Here is a 3,110-nt window from a genome sequence, read left to right on the forward strand (position 1 = left end):
GTTACCAACCTCCATGATCAGTACACCTAGGGCACGCCTGGCGGAGGCGTGCGGGAAGCACGACGCCCCCTGCGCGGGTCGGCAGGGGGCGCGGGGCGAGCGGAGTGGGATCAGAGCAGGCCGAAGTAGGCCCGGCTCTCCTTGGACCACATGAAGGTCAGCATGGCGGCGGCGAAGCCCAGCGGGACGATCGCGAGGAGTTCGCCCCCGAGCAGGGACCACAGCAGGATGCCCGCGGCGGCGCCCTGGAACAGCAGGGTGCTCCAGAAGACGCCGACCGTGCGGCGGCGGAGTCTGCTGGCGATGAGCAGGGACAGCGACCCGTAGATCCCCGTCACCACGGCCATGAGGCTCATCTGCGCGCGCATCATCTCGGCGTCGAAGGCCAGCGCCACACCCTGCTCGGCGGCGAGCGCCGCCTGCTCGTCCAGGGCCTCGTCCATCATCTCGGCGGGCGCGGACAGCCCCATGAGGAAGAGCAGCAGGAGCAGAAGTCCGCTGACACCGCCGACGAACATCAGCGTGCGGACGGTCACGACCCTGCGGGGCATGGGGGCGTCGGGACGCAGGGCCTCCAGGTGGGGCGCGTCGAAGTCGGGTATCCCCCGCTGCGAGGGCACCCCGCTCCGTCCCGAGTCGGGGTCGTACGGGTCCTGGCCAGAGGGAAACACGGACGTCCTCCGAGGGATTCGAGCCGACTGTCCCCTCCATGGTAGGGGCGCGGCGTCGTGGGAGCGCGAGTCCCGGGGTGACTCCGGCACGGGATGGTCCGAAACCAACTACGGAACGCGACCGCAATCGCCCCGACGTGACCCAGGGCTATCGTGTCAGGGCGAGAACCTGCACGCACACGGGAGATTCTGCAAATCGTAACCCCCCGGCCCGTGTCCGAACACCCGTCCCCATCTAGGGTGAAAAAACTCCGGCCCCTCCGGCCCCCGGGGCGGAGTCCCCGCACAGTCCCCCAAAGGAGTCACAGCAGACATGTCCAGACTCGTGCGCGCGACCGGCGCACTGATCCTGACGGGCGCGCTGGTGGTGCCCCTGGCCCCGGCGGCCAGCGCGTACGCACCCACGGACACCCCTGACGGCGACGCGGCCTTCACCCTCACGCTCCTGCACGGCAACGACCCCGAGTCCGCCCTCCTGCACTCCTCCGCCGACCCCGACTTCGGTGGCGCCGCCCGCTACGCCAGCCTCCTCCACCAGCTGCGCGACAGCGAGGACGCGGGCACCGGTGCCGGGCCCGGCGAGGCGGCCGACCGCGGCGTGGTCGCCGTCAACTCCGGCGACCTCTACCTGCCCGGCCCGGAGTTCGCCGCCTCCCAGGAGGAGGGCGCCCCCTTCTATGACGCGATCGCCACCTCCCACATGGGCTACGACGCGATCTCCATGGGCAACCACGAGTTCGACTTCGGTCCGGACGTGTACGCCGACTTCATCGGCGCCCTGCCCGAGAACACCCCCGTGGTCGCCGCCAACGTGGACGTGTCCGGTGAGGCCTCACTGGCCGCTCTGGAGGCCGAGGGACGGATCGCCCCCAGCACCGTCGCCGAGGTCGCGGACGAGAGGGTCGGCATCGTCGGCGCGCTCTACCCGCCGCTGGCCACCATCACCAGCCCGCGCGACGTCGTGGTCGACGAGGTCGTCGGCCCGGTCCAGGCCGAGGTGGACCGCCTCTCCGCCGAGGGCGTCGACAAGATCATCCTCATCTCGCACCTCCAGAACATCACCTACGAGGAGCGGGTCGCCAAGGAACTCACGGGAGTGGACGCCATGGTGGCCGGTGGCGGCCACGAGGTGATGGCCAACCCCGACGACGCCCTGGTCCCCGGTGACGAGGTCACCGTCCACCCGGGCACCGGCGAGCCGCTGTCCTACCCACTGCTGGTGGACAACGCGGACGGCGAGGAGGTGCCCATCGTCACTGCGGGCTCCGACTACAAGTACGTGGGCCGCCTGGTCCTCAACTTCGACGCCGCCGGGGACCTCCTCTCCGTGGGCGACCGCTCCGGCCCGGTCCGGGTCTCCGGAACCGGCGACGACGCCGTGGAACCGCACCCGGAGGTGGAGGCGGAGGTGACCAAGCCGGTCACCGACTACGTCGCCGAACTCGCGGAGACGGAGGTCGCCCGGAGCGAGGTCGCCCTGGACGGCACGCAGAACCCGGGCGTGCGCACGCAGGAGACCAACCTCGGCAGCCTCATGGCGGACGCCCTGTTGGACACCGGTGAGCGCAACGCCGAGGAGTACGGCGTCCCCAAGCCGCAGATCGGCATCCAGAACGGCGGCGGCATCCGCAACGCCTCGGTGATCCCGGCCGGTCCGCTGACGGTGCTGGACACCTACTCGGTCGCGCCGTTCGCCAACCAGGTGGCCGTGGTCCCCGAGATCCCGCGCGGTCAGATCAAGGAGCTGCTGGAGCGCGGTGTGGCCTCCGCACCCTCCGCCGACGGCGGGTTCATGCAGGTCGCCGGGGTCAACTTCGCCTACGACCCCGAGCGCACCGCGCAGGTGGTGGACGAGGACGGCGAGGTGCTCACCCAGGGAGAGCGGGTGCGCAACGCGATCCTGCACGACGGCACGGTCATCGTCGAGGACGGCGAGGTCGTGGACGGTGCGGCCATCACGGTGGTCACCAACGACTTCTCTGCGGGCGGCGGCGACATGTACCCGTTCCGCGGCGCCGACTACACCGTGGTGGGCTCCACCTACCAGGGCGCGCTGGAGCGCTTCCTCAGCGGGACCCTCGACGGCCGGATCAGCGCCGAGGACTACCCCGAGGGCGGCGCCGGTCGCATCGTGGTCGGGGAGGAGGCCACCGTGCCCCCCGGCGGTGACGACGACGGGGACGACACCGATCCGCCCGCGTCGCCGAGTCCCAGCCCGAGCCCCAGTCCCAGCCCCAGCCCGAGCGAGAGCCCCACGAGCGGGCCCACGGAGGGTCCGGGCGACCAGAAGCCCGGCGCCCCCGACGACAAGAAGGGCGGCACCCTTCCGGTGACCGGAGGGGCCCTGACCGGCCTGGTCATCGCCGCCCTGGTCGCCATCGGCGCCGGTGGCGGAGCCCTCTACCTGAGCCGTAGGCGCAGGGCGGCCCCCGCCACCCG

General features: G+C 71.6%; 2 protein-coding genes. One reads left to right on the forward strand and one right to left on the reverse strand.

Translation table 11 applies throughout. The annotated features are described in order from the left end of the window. Positions 1–110: 110 nt before the first annotated feature. On the reverse strand, positions 111–602 hold the full coding sequence (locus D452_RS0100005) for a hypothetical protein (RefSeq protein WP_394297078.1): 492 nt from the start codon (positions 600–602) through the stop codon (positions 111–113). 382 nt (positions 603–984) lie between these two features. Between D452_RS0100005 and D452_RS0100010 the strand changes: the two genes are divergently transcribed. After that, a partial coding sequence (locus D452_RS0100010; RefSeq protein WP_017542134.1) for a bifunctional metallophosphatase/5'-nucleotidase occupies positions 985–3,110 on the forward strand: 2,126 nt, incomplete at its 3' end.

The organism is Nocardiopsis prasina DSM 43845, from assembly GCF_000341265.1.
Lineage (GTDB): Bacteria > Actinomycetota > Actinomycetes > Streptosporangiales > Streptosporangiaceae > Nocardiopsis > Nocardiopsis prasina.